Source organism: Blautia sp. AM42-2 (assembly GCF_003480245.1).
GTDB classification, from domain to species: Bacteria; Bacillota; Clostridia; order Lachnospirales; family Lachnospiraceae; genus Fusicatenibacter; species Fusicatenibacter saccharivorans.
On sequence record NZ_QUIM01000018.1, the window covers coordinates 25,895 to 41,110 of the forward strand.

Consider the following 15,216-nt stretch of genomic DNA (forward strand, 5'->3'; position numbering starts at 1 on the left):
TTCCGGCTCATATTTCACTTTCAAAATGAAAAAACCGCCCACGGTTTCTGCAGATTCTCTGCATCACCGCGGACGGCCTTTTTCTGTTGTTTACTCCACGCTTTTCAGCGATTCAATCATATCAATTTTTCTTAACCGGTAGAACATCATAAAGTTGACGAACAGGGCAAACGCCAGGGTAATCAGGGCGCTCCAGCCGTAGCTCCGCGGGAACACGTTTCGTCCGAACATCATCATATCGACCTCGACGGTCTGAATTACGCAATGATGTAAAAACGTTCCAATTCCCATGCCCGCGATAACGCCGAACAGTGTCAGCACCATGTTTTCCCGGTACACGTACGATGCCACCTCGCCGTCGAAGAAGCCGAGCACTTTCAGTGTTGCCAGCTCTCTCTGTCGTTCGGTGATGTTAATGTTGTTCAGGTTGTACAGCACCACAAACGCCAGCAGGCCCGCCGATACGATCAGCACCACGATGACGATGTCGAGGGAACGAAGCATGTTGTCAATCTGATCAATCAGGTCGGATGTGAACGAGATTGCCGCTACACCGTCGTACGTCATGATTTTTTCTCCGAGTGCTGTCTCATAATTGCTCGACGTGTCCTGATATTTCATCAGAAGCTGGTTGTAATCCGGCGCCCCGCCGAACAGCTCCTCGTAGAGATCCGGGGCCAGATACAGGTAATGGCGCACGTAGTTTTCGACGATGATCGAAATCTTTACGTCCACAATATCGTCGCCTTTTTTCAGCTGAACCGTGTCGCCTGCTTTTACGCCGAGCATCGTTGCTGTCTTTTCGCTGATGGCTGCGCCGCCGTCGGTCGGGAATTCGTAAACTTCTCCGCTTTTCCGGTCTCGGAAGGCATAGAAGTCATTGAAATTCGTCAGTTCTTTCGGCACTTCAAGCACTGCATCCACGGCCTTTTTGTCGGTCTGCAGTTCGATGTTCTGGCAGTACATTTCCAGCAGCTCATCGATGCCGCTGTAGTTTTCCAGATCAGTCTGCAATGCTTCTTTTTCGGATTCATCCACATCTGAATTCAGCACAGCATTCGCCTGATAGGTGAAGAGGCTGACGAACTGGTTTTTCGCAATCGCGGTGATGGAATCCTGAAGGCCGAAACCGACGAGGATCAGACCCATGCATCCGCCGATTCCGATAACGGTCATGAAGAATCGTTTTTTATACCGCACCAGATTCCGCACGGTTGATTTCTGCGTAAAGTTCAGATGTTTCCAGAGTACGCCGATGCGTTCCAGGAAAATCCGTTTGCCGTTTTTCGGTGCTTCCGGCCGCATCAGCTCTGCCGGACCTGCGGCGAGTTCTTTGTAGCATGCCGCGATCGTCGCCACGCCGGTGCAGGCTGCACTCGCCAGAATCGCAAGGCCTCCCTGCTCCCAGTTCAGCGGGGTCATGTAATACGGGAGTCCGGTATACAGCATGCCGTAGGCATTCATAATAACCCAGGGCAGGATTTTTTCTCCAACCACCACGCCCGCGAGAGCGCCGGATACGGTGGAGAGCATCGCGTATGCGAAATATTTAAAGGCGATCACGCCGTCGGAATAGCCGAGGGCTTTTAACGTTCCGATCTGCTGACGCTGTTCCTCGATCATTCGTGTCATCGTCGTCAGGCTGACGAGAGCAGCCACGAGGAAGAAGATAACCGGGAAGAATTTTCCGATATTCGAGATACGGCCGGCATCCTGACCGAAGCTCTCAGTTGACGTTACCTTATCCCGTCCCCAGACATACCACGTTGGTTTTTTCAGGTCTGCGAGTGTTTTCTCACCGTCCGCAATTTCCTGCTTCGCATCCACGATTTCTGGTTCGGAGTCGGCTTTTGCTTTTTCGTATTCGGCTTTGCCGTCCTCAAGTTCTTTTTCTTTATCGGCAATTTCCTGTTTCGCATCCGCAAGGGAGATTTTTCCGTCGGCGATTTCCTGTTTCGCGTCGGCAAGCTGGGTTTCTCCGTCGGCAATCGTCTGCTTTGCTTCGGTGAGCTGACTTTCTCCATCGGCGATCGTCTGCTTTGCTTCTGCTAACTGGGTTTCGCCGTCGGCGATCGTCTGTTTCGCGTCGGCGAGCTGACTTTCTCCACTGGAAATTGTCTGCTTTGCAGCCGCAAGCTGGGCCTCACCCGACTGAATCGTCTGTCGGTACGATGCAATCTGCTGTTCCCCATCAGCAAGCTGGGCTCTGGCAGCCGCAAGCTGAGTTTCTCCGTCTTTTAATTTACTGCGGTTCGTCTCAATCTGAGCTTCTCCGTCGGCAATCGCTGCTTTGGCAGAGGCAAGCTGGGCTTCGCCATTCTCAATCTGTTTCTGATAAGCTTCTGCCTGTGCTTCTCCATCCTGAAGCTGGGCAAGAGCCTCTGTAATCTGAGCTTCGCCGCTTTCCAGTTCTTTTTTTGCAGAAGCAATCTGTGCCTCGCCTGCGGCGCATTCCTGCTCTTTTTCTGTTAATTGTGCATCTGCAGCGGCAAGCTGACTTTCTGCGTCGGTAATCTGAGCTTCTGCAGCCGCAAGCCGGGCTTCCGCATCAGCGCTTGCTGCTTCAAACGCTGCGATGTTTTGTTCCAGAAATGTTTTCTGCTCCTGCATCGTGAAAAGCTGCTGTGCTAACTCTGTCTGCTTTGCTTCCAGCGCAGTTTTCTGTTCCAACAGGGATACATATGCTTCATCTTCCTCCGTCAGTCCGTCAAGCTGAGCCTCAATCACCTCGATCTGACCAGTCACTTCTGTCTGCGCAGCCTCCACCATCGGAAGCTGACTGGAAATCTGGGCTAACTGATCCTTGGCTGTCTTATACTGACTCTTCTGTTCTTCATACGCTGCCTTCTGCGCTTCATACTGTGTGCGTCCTGCAGCGGTTTCTGCTTTCTTGTTGTCCAGTTCCTCGCGTGCAGCGGAAAGCTGCTCCTTTGCAATATTCAATTCCGTTTCTTTTTCGGAAAGCTGCTCTTTTGCAGTATTCAGCTCTGTCTGCTTCCGAGTCAGTTCGGTTTTTGCCGCCGAAAGCTGCGTCATTTTTTCCTCTAACTCTTTTTTGCCGGATGCCAGTTCTGTTTCTTTCTCTGCAAGCTGTGCTTTTCCGTCGGAAAGTTCTTTCGCTTTTGCCTCAAGTGTGGTTTTTCCACTTGCAAGTTCATCGGCTTTCTGATTCAGCTCTGCTTTTCCGCTTTCCAGCTCTGCCGCCTTTGCTTCCAGCGTCGCTTTTCCGCTCGCAAGTTCCGCCTCTTTATCTTTCAGCGTTGCCTTGCCGGATGCCAGTTCCTGCTCTTTATCGGCGATGGTTGCTTTCGCACTGAGAAGTTCCTGCTCTTTGTCTGCAATGGTCTGTTTTCCGTCAAGGAGTTCCTGTTCTTTCTCAGCAATCGTCTGCTTTCCGTCAAGAAGCTCCTGTTCTTTGTCCTTTAACGTCTGTTCGCCGTCGAGAAGTTCCTGCTCTTTGTCCGCAATCGTCACTTTCGCGTCGGCAAGCTGCTGTGCACCGTCATCCAGCTCTGTTTTTGCGTCCGCTAATTTATGCTCTGCATCAGCGACCTGCTGTTTTGCATCATCAATCTTTTCCTGTCCTTCGGTTTTGACTGCCGTATACCGCCGGTCGCACGCCGCATCCTCGAGCGCTTCAATCTTCGTCTGTACAGCCTTCACCGTCTCATCATACGCATCGCTGTAGCTCGCCTCTTCCTGTGCGCCGTCCGCCTGGACGTAAATCTCTGTATAGAGATCCGAGGTAAATGTCTCCGGAAGCAGCAGTGCAAAACTGTTGATGCTTCCGTTTCCAATCGAGCCCGTTCCCCGGTTCAGATCCATATAATAAGGGAGTGTCGCCGAACCAACAATCGTAAACGTGTCCCCGGTCAGCGAATCTGAGAGCGGATCCTCCGTTCCGGAAGTGAACGTTACCTGATCTCCGATCTCACAGCCGGAACTTTTTAGAAACTGCGTATCAACAAGAATTTCATCCTCTTTCTCCGGCATCCGTCCCTCGACCACGCGCGGCTCATTCACACCGTCCGTCAGCGCAATCAGCTTCACAACCTGCTCGCTCTCGCCGATGTCATGCAGCACTTCCACCGTTTTTCCGCCGTAGACCGCTTTCACGCCATCCGTCTTCGCGATATCCGCCAGATCATCGTCTGTCAGCCCCAGCGTTCCAAGGACTTTCAAATCCATATAATTTACTTCATCATAATACCGGTCCGCCGAAACCTTCATATCTCCTTCCGCCGACCGAATGCCCGAGAAAAACGCCGCGCCAAGAAGCACGATGAAAAAGACTGACAGAAACCGCCCCTTGTTCTTTGTGATTTCCCGGATAAAGTCTTTTCGAAATGCTCTCATCGTCCACCTACCATTCTATCTCTTCCACCGGCGTCGGGTTCTCATTTGTTTTCATGCCCGCCACTTTTCCGTTTCGGATTTTAATCACGCGGTCCGCCATCGGTGTCAGCGCCGAGTTGTGAGTGATGACAATGACCGTCATCCCCTTCTCCCGGCAGGTATCCTGCAGCAGCTTTAAGATCGCTTTTCCCGTCACATAATCGAGCGCGCCGGTCGGCTCATCGCAGAGCAGCAGTTTCGGATTCTTCGCCAGCGCACGCGCAATCGCCACACGCTGCTGCTCTCCGCCCGAAAGCTGCGCCGGGAAGTTATTCATTCTCTCTTCCAGCCCAACCTCCGCAAGCACCTCCGACGCATCCAGCGGATGCTTACAAATCTGCATCGCCAGCTCCACATTCTCGAGCGCCGTCAGGTTCTGCATCAGATTATAAAACTGAAAAACAAATCCAATATCCTCCCGCCGGTACTGGATCAGCTTCTTGCCGCGATACTTACTGATCTCCGCCCCGTCCACCAGCACCTTTCCTGAAGTCGCTGTGTCCATTCCGCCTAAAATATTCAGCACCGTCGTCTTACCCGCACCGCTCGGTCCAACAACAATCACAAACTCACCCTTTTCCACATCAAAGCTGATCCCATCCGCAGCCTTGATGGTAATCTCACCCATTTGATAGGTCTTGGTTACATCCTGAAGACTCACATATCCCGCCATGCCGCCGTGTTCCTCCTATGCAAAAAATCGATATTTCCTATTTCTTTTATTGTATCAATCTACAGCCGCGGCGGCTAGTCCTAAGTGGGCGAATTTACTGTTTTTTTATAAATGGCATCCCCCCTTTATTTCAATACTGCCCTGATCATACATCTTATCCCAACCAGAATAATCACCACCGGCATCAGTGCATTGATCCATGCCCAGGTATTATTTAAAAATGCCGTAATGATAAATTCTCTGTACTTCACACAACTGACAATTACCAGCAGACCTCCGGCCGCAATCCATCCGAGTAAAAATCTTTTAATCACTGTCCATACTGTCACTGTACCAAAATCCATGCAGATCACCACCTCCTGTAATCTCTGTGCCATCTCCACCGCAGCCGTGCCGCCAAATAAAGAATTGCTATAACAACTAACAAAACAGGAAACGCAGATGATAACAGCCTGACAACAAAAACGGTAATTCTGGCCGTTACCGATTCAAAATTCAAAATAATTCCAATTGCTGCAATCCCTGACAGCAGAGAACAGATTATCACAGCAATCGTCACTCCCGATACGGTTCTCATGCCATGCCCTCTGCTGCCTTCCCGTTCAAAAATATTTCCAGAACGCATCATCCTCTGTCACTCTCCTCTCAGATCTTAACCACTCCTCCCAGGCCGCCTACCAGACGTGCGAACGCCTCTTCCAATTCCGCCTCATCCAGTTCATCATCTGAAAACTGCTCTTCCAGCGGCTTCTCACACATTGCAATTGCTTCCTGCGCCAAGTAATCGGCAAAAACAATGGACGTAATCCCATCTCCATATTGTTCAAACATGGCAGCCGTACAATAAATGCTGTTTTTCACATTCTCTGCAGACGGAAGTCTGCCGTCACAATCAATATAACTTCGGAAACCGATTTCTCCATCCTCGTAATCAAACTCAAAACAGCCATTTTTCAAACCATAATTCGCTCTATGAAGAAACTCGCTCATCTGAGCCATCATCTCCTCATCTTTCTCATCCGCATGAACAGGGCAGATTCCGTAAACAACCAGTTCATCGTTTTTAACATCTATTACATACTTGATTTTACGAATTTTACTGCTTATTTTTAAATCAAACTTGAACAATCCTGCTTTTTCAAGAAAATCAAAATGCCAGTTCTTTTCTTTCAGAAACTGTTCTACAGCCTTTGCGATTTCATTGGAATATGTACTTTTTTTCATATGTTTACCCACCTTTTCTTTCTGTTGCTTTTTTCCTGTAAGAGACGTCTCATCTTTATATAGAGAAATAAAAATCTAACCTTAACCGTTTTCAGCTTTTATTTTTGATATCAGACAACCGTCAGACCATATCCCGTATTCTTCAGGAAATCTGCTGTATGAATGAAATAAATATTGTTGTTCGCCGTTGTTTTTACAGCAAGATAATCTGACTGCCTTCCAAAAATCCCCGGACGTGCAGAAAGATCCTCGCTTCTCACTCTGAGCCTTTCCTCACTTTGAATCTGCCAGTTCACAGCCCTTTGAAAAGTAAAAAGCAATGCAGGCGGTTTTACCGCGTTCGGCATCGGTTTATGATATTGATATGTTCCAAACAGAGCCTTCGAAATCTCTTCCGTTGCAGCCGGTGTTCCATGCTGAAACAGAACAACATTGGCAAAATCCAGATCTGCATTTCCTTTCATGGATTCTTTTACATTCTGTGATATTACAATCAGTTCAATTCTGCCTTGTCTTTTTAACTGCATGATGTATCTCATCAGCTCATCATTTTCATCTGCAAACTCCATCTCATCGAGAAGAATCCTGATTTTCGGTACATCCTTCAATGTCTGAAAAATCTCCTCCTTCAGATAAGCGTTAAAAACCCGCTGACTGCCGGAGCTGGCATATATCACCATTCCATCAAGTTTCTCTTTACAGCCGCTTTGAAGATTATATTTTGTATCGCTTCCCGTCACATAAATATTTTCAAATATTTCTTCCAGCCGCTCCAATAACCGCCGAAACACAATGCCCGCTTCATGGTTTGCCCGAATATTATCTGCAATAACATTGGAAAGCCCCTGCTGTAAAGCCAGTTCTGATATAAAATCATCATCCTCCTCAAGAAGCTTTACGACTGCAGGCAGTGAGACTGGATATTCTGTCGAAACAATGTTAAGTACCGCTGCCGCATAAATCATTACCTGCCCGGCCATACTGCTGTATCCCATTTCTTCTGCTGTCATGCAGACAAACCGAAGCATCTGCTGGGCAGACATTCCGTAGAAAGGATGATAATTTTTTTCTGCAGGCCAGGACACCCTGACGGCACCGCTTTTCCGCCTATTTTGATCCTGCTGTATCAACGCTGCCAGTTCCTGATGACTCGTGAGGACAATGGTTGAAACATCCCTTTTTTCCATGCACGCCCTGACCAATGACAGCACCATTTCCTTATTTCCTGCTTCCATTCCTGTTATCAGAAGATCACCGCAGATGGAACGAAAAAACATGTCACAGTCAATGCGGCCCTCCAATACCCGTCTTGCAGAATTTAAATGTTCACACTCTCTGATGATCATTCCCTTATTACTCATCGTTTTCCCCCTTACGCACTCACTGTTTTATCTCTCTGTAAAGCGGCATTCGGAATATAAACGGTTTTTCACCTGCCAGCGCCACTACAGCATCACCATTCCTTAGTCTCAATAAATTCCAGTCCTCTACGGTATGCCCTGCTCTCTGAATATTCAGATTTTCCTGCTGTGCAGAAAAACTGAAATTCTGGTAATTTTCTCCCAATCGATGAATCACAAACTGCCTGGTATCAAAATCATTTGTTCGAAACGCTGCCATATTCTGAAAAGAAGAAAGAATATTTTTTGCTCCGGCCTCCCCATACCGTTCCTCAAGACCGGCTGTATTCTGCAGACCGCACAGCATTTTGACATTCTCCGAACGTCCAAAATTCAAAGCATCCGAGAAATGCTGCAGTTTAGGAAGCTGCAGTGCTTCGTCTAACAGAAAATATGTATTTCCTTTTACCGCCTGTCTGCCTCCTAATGCATGGGCAAGCGCACGGTCAAGAAGAATCCCATAGATCGGCGCCAGAAGCTGACCTTTTCTCAAATCATATTCAATGAATACTACTTTCTTCTTTCCTCCTGTAATTATTTCCCGCATGGAAAATTCCTTCGATGGATCTGATTTTGCAAATGGACCTACAAACATTTTTCTCAGCAGCGCTCCAAAATAGGAGTTCACTCCCTGTGTCTGGTTGCTCTTGCCTGAAATATAATCCTGACAGCTGCGCCAGTCTGACATATAATCTAATTCCAGAATTTTCTTCAGGTCTTCGTTCGTGCTGCCTGCCAGAAAACGGATAAATTCCTGGTTGTTCAGTTTTGACTGATCTGACCGCCAGTATGTTCTCATATAATAAATCATAAGTGCTGCTACTACCTGCTCTGCCATTGCCGGAAAGATCGGCTGTGTTTCGCTGTTCATCGTCTGAAACAGCTGCTCACATAACTCCAGGGCATCCTCATCCGATTCTGTCGTATAAACCAGTTTTCCGTCTATTCCGCGGGGCATTACCTCTGCAAAAATGTTATGATACGATGTAATTTTCCGATACTTCTCTCCATTTCCAATGACAATCTTCTGACTGTCGGGAATCTGGCTTCCAAAAGTCTCCAGGTAATCTCCTTTCGTATCAAAAATAACGATCACATCTCTTTCTCCCTGTGCATTCAGCAGATACTTCAGACAGATATTAAAAATGTTGGTTTTTCCTGTTCCCGGCGCACCGATCGCCAGAAAACCATATGCCAGCATGTCCTTACTCAGTCCGAAAACATTTCCGGTATCCGGATCCCGAAAAACCACAAATGGTCTGTTTTCTCCATCTGCCGTCCAGGATGGAACGACGTTTTCAACTATGCTCTGTCCCAGCAGCGTCTTACTATACATTCCCCCGTTTCTTTCCTGTTTTTCTCCGGCTCCAATTTTCTTTTTTCCAAAATCATATGACATCGCTTTCTCCTCCTTCATATCTCCATATCACTGTCCATTCCATCGGCAATATCCTCATCCGATACACTTACCTCTCCACTCTCCTGCTGGCTCTGTGTATCTGCTTCCGGACCTTTTTCTGCTGTTTCTTCTGCTTCTTCATACACCTCCTCATCCGCCGCTGCCGGATTTTGTACTGCCTGATTATATTCCTCCAATGACACTGGCCTTGGATCAAATGACATTTTCGCATCTTCGTTTGCTGCTGTACTTTCTCCAAGTTGTTCATAAAGATTCTGATACGTTGCAATCATTTCCGCTTTAACAGTCTCTTCTGTGTTTTTATCTACTTCTACATTTGTTCCAAAATACTGGTTCTGCAAAACCTGATTCAGATCTTTTTCAAAATTGGGGTTCTGAAATTCCAAAATTGCCTTTTGTTCCATCGCCTGATATCCCGTTGCGGCCATCGACTTTGTATATGCCTCGAAAGACGCCTCTGTTCCATATTTGCCGGACAGCTCCTGCAGAATAGATGCTGTCTTTTCTTCCGCTGTATGGTACGCATCCCTCTCTGTGGCCTGAAAATAATACATGTAATATCCATTTGCTGTTTCCCCCGTCATATACTGGCTTCCCCACTGACCCTTCCCATTCTGGAAAACGATACTGTTGGTATAACTGTTCGCCTGATATTCACTGGTCAGCTGCAAATCGTCAATCTGGATTGTTCCATCAATAATCTGATCCTGAAGGCAATGCATATTTTCATGCAGTATCGTGTTCAATGTCTGGCAGTTATAATCATCCATTCTGTGCTGAACAGTCTGCCCTTTGTATTCAAACGTCTGAACTCCACTGACCGCCATATCACGATTCACCTGAATCACACCATCTGCTGCATTTCCGCTTTCATTTACCGGAAGCTCTGCAAACCGTACCTCCGGGGCGCCTATCTCCCCCTTCTCCATTGCATCTCTGTTTACTACTTCCTGCAGAAGATCCAGCTTTTCACTTTCCGAAAGCCGGGCATAAGCAGATTCGCGGAACATGGAATACAGATGCCCGTCACTTACTTCCCCATATCTGGTTGGATGTACTCCGTATTCTCCCATAACAGACTACCTCCTCATATTCCAGATCCTCATTTCTGCAGTCTCAATCTCTCCCTCCGCTAATTCTGTCATCACCTCCCACGCACTTAAGAAATCTTTGCTGTCCCAGATCGCCAGAATCATCGGCAGAGAATATTTCCCAATATAAATATCGGTCAGTGTGCGATTTTCCGACCATTCCTGTACATTCTGCCGCAGCTTCTCGGGACATCTTTCCAGTATTTTTACCGCCTTGTTATGCGCGTCCTCTTCTGTAAGGTTATATTCCTTTACAATTTTATCCACCAGTTTTTCTCTGCTGCATTTTTCCATATGCGTTTCTCCTTCCCTGTTCTACTTTTATATAGTGAAACATTGGTTTTCCCTTAACCTTTTTTATAAAAAAAAACGAGGATCCAATATACATATCAGATCCTCTGCTGTCACACTACCTCTCTTGTTCGATTTCTCTCTTAAGTTTTTCCAGAAAAGTTCTCACCGTCCTGCTGATGCTTGCCTCATCGCGTCCATATTTCCTGGCCAGTTCTCTCTGGGTTGGCAATGTACCCTTTTTGTTCCATTCTTCTGCCACTTCTTTGCTGATAAAAGAATATTGCTGCTCCGAGTCTTCCAGACACAGCCATATTTTTGTTGTGATAACATCTGAAACAATCGGCTGCTGCTTTGCTCTCAGTTCCTGGAACACTTTATCTACTTTATTCAGGATATTTTCTGCTTCTTCCTTCTCTTCAAATTCCCGTTCAATATTTACATTACCTGTAATATAACTCCACAGTTCTTCTTCCTCTTCGTCACTCATTGAATTACTCGTCGTAACTTTAACATCTGCCAGTTTTGCCAGCTCTCGAATGGTTTCCACCGGAAGCTGCATTACTTCTGCCAATTTTGAATACAGTTCTTCTGGTTTATCCTTCTTTTCTATTTTTTCTGCACACTTGATATACTTACGAACTGCTCTTATTTTATTTTCAGGAACGTGAACTCCTTTGTATGTATCCTCTAGCCCTTCTTCATATTTTGTATATGTAAATTTCTTCTTCCATTCATAATTAAAAAAATGAAGAAATTCACTCCTTGTACTATCATACTTATCAATACAGTAATTTGCAATTTCTGTAATCTCACATCCGTATGGCTCGTACTTTTCTTTGTTTATGGAAAGTAAATACAGATAAATATTCTCTATCATTTTTAAACGTGCATTTCGAAAAGCTACCGGTTCCGCCTTTTTATCCAAAGAGAACAACGGCGATTCCTGAATCAGTTTCTCATATTTTTCTTTATCAGCTCTCTTGTACATACCCTCACTCACCCCTGTAAAATTAAAACGTTAAAAGTGTATTGAACATTCTTCTCGCCTTATCCGGGTCTGTGCACTGAATTGTATTTGTGACAGAGCTCAGACAGTACAACGGCATCATATCACAGATCTTTGTATCAACCGCCCGGCCATTTTCAAAGCTTGCCTGACCATAGACAATATTATCTACCGTACAGTTTAAAAATTTCTCTGCAAAACTAAGCGTTGTAAACAACACAATCGGCAAGTCCTTCGGACCATATGTGATGTCTGCCAGAATATGGGAATTGTCCGAAATATGCGCCACAATTTCTTTCATCAGCTGCTCATGTACCGTCTGGTGCTCTTCAAATTCAGAATCGATTATCGTATATGAAATGTCGGCGTCAATTTTCTCATTTACTGCTTCCAGTTCTTCCCTGAAACGCTCTATATTTTTTTTGTAATGATCATTCTTGTCTTTTTTTACCAGCAGAATAGCATCCAGCTCATCCTCCGATGTCATAGTTTTTTCAAGAAACGCACAAATCGGATAACTCACCTTTCTGTCGGATACAGGAAGAGATCTGTCTGTACTGGAATATATCACCTGATCAAGATTCTCCTTCATTGAAATGTTGCAAATAACCGTTTTTTTCATCTTGTGCACCTCTCTTTATAATTCATTATAATATCGCAGACATCCCGAATCCCTGTACAATTTTTCTTCCTGTAGATTCTGTTGAATGTCTGCAATGCAATTGGTTCTTTCAAATTATTATAGACAGTTCGCTGCACAAATACAATCGTTTCACATCTTTTTTCTTTATATGTTTGATTTTCAGTTTTTATCTCACACCATCTGACTTAATTCCATAGCATATTTCAGGCGAACATTTCTCAGCACCTCACTTCCATACTCAAACCCAGTATAATCACTCAAAAACGAAATATCACAAATCCGAAAAATACGCTGCATTATGGTCTGGTTGATTCTAATCTGTATATTCTTCGTCTTGATTTTCATATATGTTCTTTTTATCACCCCTTTTTGAATACAAATTCCCTGATCAGGCGAAAAGGAATATTTTTCGAATGGCCAGAATACATTTCGTGTATTCCATGGTAATTCATCATCTGTCTCATACGAACTGGCTGAATAATCATTTTGTGCTTCTGAAGTTTCTTCCATATCAGGAATATTTTTCAGAACCATAACACCCAGAACAGCTATCCCTATCAGAAGAAGCATCTCCACGTCACCTGGCAGTTTCAGACACGTTACCACTACCGTTAATGCAGAAATCCCCAGGGCAGCTTCTCTCGCTTTTTTATTATTTCCGATTAATATAATGGAAAGAAGCGTATCCATGATAATTTTAATTCCATTCACGCTGCTCTCTCCGGCTCGCGTATTAAGCAACAAAAGAATAAGCCAGATTCCAAAACCTTTGCCAAAGTTTTTCACACTTTTCTTTACAGATTCCATCTTTTTTCTCCTCTCTTAAACATCCATACCATCGTCATCAATACCGCTGTTATCAATGCCTTCCGAGTCTTCGATACCGGAATCTACTTCTGTCTCATTCTGCATGTCCTGTTCCTGCTGAAATTCCTCTACCGCATCAAGGTATTTCTCACTCATTTCAGCCGTTGACTGAATTGCATCTTCTTCTGTCATGGAAGTATCCTGCATTGCATGTTCATAATATGCATTCACAGTATCTCTGAGACTCTGGTTATACTCTTCCAATGTTACCGGTTTTGGATCAAAACTCATCTTGTTTCCTCCTTTGCTTTCGATGATATGTTCCATTTCTGAAGTACAAGTTTAGTGTACAGGATTTTCAAAACATCCTCTGCCGCATATCAGAAAAAAAAGATACAAAAAAAGAAGCTCTGCGGCATTTCAGCTAATACCGCAAAACTTCTTTTCTTCTAATTGCATCCAGAATGTATGTCTTACAATTACTTGCTAAGCTTGCTTCCATCTATTTTACTGAACAATTCCAGGATCGTTCCTGCAATTTCTGCGTTATATGTATAGGTGCCTCGCTTCGTAAGGATGCTCTGATAGCATGATGTAGCTTCTTGTTCTGTCATAACATTCACATCTGTCACATTTTCAATGATCAGATCAAACTCGTTCTTCAGCCTGCCGTCAACAGTCGCCACCTTTGTGTTTGCATAAAGCTTAAACTGCTTCTGATGCTTCTTTTCCAGTTCCGTGAGGACATCCTGGACGGCCTTGCGGATGGCGATTTCCATGTACTGGCCGGTAATAAACATCTGCGCTCTCGGGCTGAAAATCAGTTTACCGTTGATGACATCACAGTCTGCGCAGTAACGAATTTCAGACATAACGCCATACAGACTCTCAAAAAGATCAATAATACTGCTCTTTGCCTCTTTCGAAAGGCCGCGCAGGCTGAGATGGAAGTCTTCCTGTTTTGTTACATAGAATCCTCTCAGATTATTGAGAAGGCCTCTGATTTCTGCATCCAGATGCAGCATCTTACATGCAAGATTTTCCACTGCAGGAGGAACCAGTTCAGCATTCTGAGAATACTCGATTTTGATATTCTGGCTTCTCTTTGTCAGTACATCAGCTACAAGATTTCTGTTTTCGTCAGTTACCGGTTTTAATGCAGTTGCTTTGATCATGCTTAAACCTCCTCGTATCTCAGAACCATTCGTCTGGTTTCCTTTTTCTGTCGGTTACGTTTGTACCTGGTTTTCAGTTCCATGCAGGTCGTAGGGCGGGTCCAGATATTACCTTTTTTCAAGACATTTTCACGTTCTGCTCCACGGCTGGCATTGAACTGTGTTATTTTACGTTTCTGAACTGAGTTCTTCATTTCGAATACCTCCCTCACTTTTAAATAGATTTCAAAGCATCCATTTCTAAAGTACACGTTCAGTATACGAAACATTTTAAACATCGTCTTTGTCGTATCGGGGAAAAAAGTTATAAAAAAAGAAGCTCTGCGACATTTCTGCTAATGTCACAGAACCTCTTGGGATTTTCAGACTGATTATGTACTTGCAGATTTACATATGGACAGAACGCATCTTTTATCTGTCAGTCTCCCCGTCTCTAACCCCCTAATTTAATCTCAATTTTTTCTAAAATCTTGTCCATCTTTTCGCTGGCTGTGGCATCCTCATCCTCAAAAATCCATAAACACCAACCCAGAATATAGTTTGGATCATCATACGAACTTATCAGCTCTGTTTTCGAAACTTCTGTTTCAGAATTATCGCCTATGCCAAACATAAACAAGAATAATGTTTTGCACCTTTTAATTTTATCTTTCAGAACACCAACACTTTGAATAACCATATCAGAATTCTTTCGCTCTTCTATTTTTAAGATACTATTCAAAAGCCTATCACACTCTTCAATGCCTAAGTCCCACCGCTTTATCTGCCACGCATGATCAAGTAATAATTCTGTCTCATAGTGAATCTGTCCAAACGCACTATTATCGGAAATATTCTCCAATTCACTAAGTATATATACTCTACGGTTTGATACGAGTTTTTCAATCTGAGCATCAAAAGCAGAACAATAATCTAACGATTTTCTCACCTGCATAAATCTATACTTCTGAAGTTCATGAACTATCGTCAATTTCTCATCCTTATAGATTGCTTCATCAACGAAAGAACACGATCTTTCCATCACATCCATAGGCTTGCCTTTCGGCTTTCTAGCGGGTGGTGGAAGAACTATAGTTTCATAGAAATCT

The 15,216-nt window shown here is 44.7% G+C and carries 16 protein-coding genes; all 16 read right to left on the reverse strand.

The features are described 5' to 3' along the window. Positions 1–90: 90 nt before the first annotated feature. On the reverse strand, positions 91–4,356 hold the full coding sequence (locus DW915_RS14605) for an FtsX-like permease family protein (RefSeq protein ID WP_118742368.1): 4,266 nt from the start codon (positions 4,354–4,356) through the stop codon (positions 91–93). A gap of 7 nt (positions 4,357–4,363) precedes the next feature. After that, positions 4,364–5,068, reverse strand: coding sequence for an ABC transporter ATP-binding protein (locus tag DW915_RS14610; protein ID WP_118595223.1), 705 nt, complete (start codon positions 5,066–5,068; stop codon positions 4,364–4,366). A 125-nt stretch (positions 5,069–5,193) separates the two neighbouring features. Beyond that, positions 5,194–5,412, reverse strand: coding sequence for a hypothetical protein (locus DW915_RS14615; protein WP_118742369.1), 219 nt, complete (start codon positions 5,410–5,412; stop codon positions 5,194–5,196). A 5-nt stretch (positions 5,413–5,417) separates the two neighbouring features. Continuing rightward, positions 5,418–5,696 carry a hypothetical protein gene (locus DW915_RS14620; protein WP_118742370.1) on the reverse strand — a complete coding sequence of 93 codons (279 nt, stop codon included), beginning with the start codon at positions 5,694–5,696 and terminating at the stop codon, positions 5,418–5,420. Between the two features lie 17 nt (positions 5,697–5,713). After that, positions 5,714–6,292 (reverse strand): YbjN domain-containing protein, encoded by a 579-nt coding sequence (locus DW915_RS14625; protein ID WP_118742371.1) that lies wholly within the window; start codon positions 6,290–6,292, stop codon positions 5,714–5,716. 110 nt (positions 6,293–6,402) lie between these two features. Then, the gene (locus tag DW915_RS14630; protein WP_118742372.1) at positions 6,403–7,653 is read right to left on the reverse strand and encodes a hypothetical protein; all 1,251 of its coding nucleotides are present in this window, start codon (positions 7,651–7,653) and stop codon (positions 6,403–6,405) included. Positions 7,654–7,672: 19 nt separating this feature from the next. After that, on the reverse strand, positions 7,673–9,091 hold the full coding sequence (locus DW915_RS14635) for a type IV secretory system conjugative DNA transfer family protein (protein ID WP_158581069.1): 1,419 nt from the start codon (positions 9,089–9,091) through the stop codon (positions 7,673–7,675). Positions 9,092–9,105: 14 nt separating this feature from the next. Beyond that, positions 9,106–10,185 carry a hypothetical protein gene (locus tag DW915_RS14640; RefSeq protein ID WP_118742374.1) on the reverse strand — a complete coding sequence of 360 codons (1,080 nt, stop codon included), beginning with the start codon at positions 10,183–10,185 and terminating at the stop codon, positions 9,106–9,108. A 6-nt stretch (positions 10,186–10,191) separates the two neighbouring features. Then, complete coding sequence (locus DW915_RS14645; RefSeq protein WP_055226101.1) at positions 10,192–10,497, reverse strand: hypothetical protein; 306 nt, start codon at positions 10,495–10,497, stop codon at positions 10,192–10,194. Positions 10,498–10,612: 115 nt separating this feature from the next. After that, complete coding sequence (locus DW915_RS14650; protein ID WP_158581070.1) at positions 10,613–11,422, reverse strand: hypothetical protein; 810 nt, start codon at positions 11,420–11,422, stop codon at positions 10,613–10,615. Between the two features lie 85 nt (positions 11,423–11,507). Next, positions 11,508–12,125, reverse strand: coding sequence for a TM1812 family CRISPR-associated protein (locus tag DW915_RS14655; protein WP_118742376.1), 618 nt, complete (start codon positions 12,123–12,125; stop codon positions 11,508–11,510). 192 nt (positions 12,126–12,317) lie between these two features. Beyond that, entirely contained in the window at positions 12,318–12,953 is a 636-nt protein-coding gene (locus DW915_RS14660) for a PH domain-containing protein (protein WP_118742377.1), read from the reverse strand. 15 nt (positions 12,954–12,968) lie between these two features. Continuing rightward, a complete protein-coding gene (locus DW915_RS14665) occupies positions 12,969–13,244 on the reverse strand; it encodes a hypothetical protein (RefSeq protein ID WP_118742378.1) in 276 nt (91 codons plus the stop codon). Between the two features lie 188 nt (positions 13,245–13,432). Beyond that, positions 13,433–14,128: a hypothetical protein gene (locus DW915_RS14670; RefSeq protein ID WP_118742379.1), complete on the reverse strand. Its 696-nt coding sequence runs from the start codon at positions 14,126–14,128 to the stop codon at positions 13,433–13,435. Between the two features lie 2 nt (positions 14,129–14,130). Further along, on the reverse strand, positions 14,131–14,322 hold the full coding sequence (locus DW915_RS14675; protein ID WP_118742380.1) for a hypothetical protein: 192 nt from the start codon (positions 14,320–14,322) through the stop codon (positions 14,131–14,133). A 239-nt stretch (positions 14,323–14,561) separates the two neighbouring features. Beyond that, the coding region (locus DW915_RS14680) for a hypothetical protein (protein ID WP_207665595.1) at positions 14,562–15,216 on the reverse strand (655 nt) is incomplete at its 5' end.

What these genes read in the sequence shown, in the direction of transcription:
- DW915_RS14605 (WP_118742368.1), bottom strand. Translation starts at nt 4,356, where the DNA reads ATGAGAGCATTTCGAAAAGACTTTATCCGGGAAATCACAAAGAACAAG.
- DW915_RS14610 (WP_118595223.1), bottom strand. Translation starts at nt 5,068, where the DNA reads ATGGCGGGATATGTGAGTCTTCAGGATGTAACCAAGACCTATCAAATG.
- DW915_RS14615 (WP_118742369.1), bottom strand. Translation starts at nt 5,412, where the DNA reads ATGGATTTTGGTACAGTGACAGTATGGACAGTGATTAAAAGATTTTTA.
- DW915_RS14620 (WP_118742370.1), bottom strand. Translation starts at nt 5,696, where the DNA reads ATGATGCGTTCTGGAAATATTTTTGAACGGGAAGGCAGCAGAGGGCAT.
- DW915_RS14625 (WP_118742371.1), bottom strand. Translation starts at nt 6,292, where the DNA reads ATGAAAAAAAGTACATATTCCAATGAAATCGCAAAGGCTGTAGAACAG.
- DW915_RS14630 (WP_118742372.1), bottom strand. Translation starts at nt 7,653, where the DNA reads ATGAGTAATAAGGGAATGATCATCAGAGAGTGTGAACATTTAAATTCT.
- DW915_RS14635 (WP_158581069.1), bottom strand. Translation starts at nt 9,091, where the DNA reads ATGTCATATGATTTTGGAAAAAAGAAAATTGGAGCCGGAGAAAAACAG.
- DW915_RS14640 (WP_118742374.1), bottom strand. Translation starts at nt 10,185, where the DNA reads ATGGGAGAATACGGAGTACATCCAACCAGATATGGGGAAGTAAGTGAC.
- DW915_RS14645 (WP_055226101.1), bottom strand. Translation starts at nt 10,497, where the DNA reads ATGGAAAAATGCAGCAGAGAAAAACTGGTGGATAAAATTGTAAAGGAA.
- DW915_RS14655 (WP_118742376.1), bottom strand. Translation starts at nt 12,125, where the DNA reads ATGAAAAAAACGGTTATTTGCAACATTTCAATGAAGGAGAATCTTGAT.
- DW915_RS14660 (WP_118742377.1), bottom strand. Translation starts at nt 12,953, where the DNA reads ATGGAATCTGTAAAGAAAAGTGTGAAAAACTTTGGCAAAGGTTTTGGA.
- DW915_RS14665 (WP_118742378.1), bottom strand. Translation starts at nt 13,244, where the DNA reads ATGAGTTTTGATCCAAAACCGGTAACATTGGAAGAGTATAACCAGAGT.
- DW915_RS14670 (WP_118742379.1), bottom strand. Translation starts at nt 14,128, where the DNA reads ATGATCAAAGCAACTGCATTAAAACCGGTAACTGACGAAAACAGAAAT.
- DW915_RS14675 (WP_118742380.1), bottom strand. Translation starts at nt 14,322, where the DNA reads ATGAAGAACTCAGTTCAGAAACGTAAAATAACACAGTTCAATGCCAGC.